Source organism: Faecalibacterium sp. AM43-5AT (assembly GCF_003603345.1).
Taxonomy (GTDB): Bacteria; Bacillota; Clostridia; order Oscillospirales; family Ruminococcaceae; genus Faecalibacterium; species Faecalibacterium taiwanense.
Genome location: NZ_QVGZ01000037.1, coordinates 446 through 678, shown reverse-complemented (window position 1 = coordinate 678; position 233 = coordinate 446). Strand labels below are relative to the sequence as shown.

The window sequence follows — 233 nt, the reverse complement described above, 5'->3', positions numbered from 1 at the left end:
GTCTGTATGGATCTTGCCACTCTTCCAAAGGCAAGGAAGCCTGATTTGTCTACTTCATCATACCACCTTGCAAGTCTTGTCAATGCCACGTCCTTATGTCTGCACTGATGGTAAATCAATCCCAGTCTCATGGAAAGATAGTATGCTTTCTTTATATCAGGATACTCTCTGAAGAGAATACCGGCACGCACGCGCTGTGATTCGGTCCATAAGGATTCTTTTTTGTAGAGAAG

Annotated in this window: 1 protein-coding gene; it reads right to left on the bottom strand. The window is 43.8% G+C overall.

Annotated features, from left to right (window positions below):
- On the bottom strand, positions 1 to 233 hold a 233-nt coding region (locus DW937_RS15320; protein ID WP_243111509.1), incomplete at both ends, for a transposase.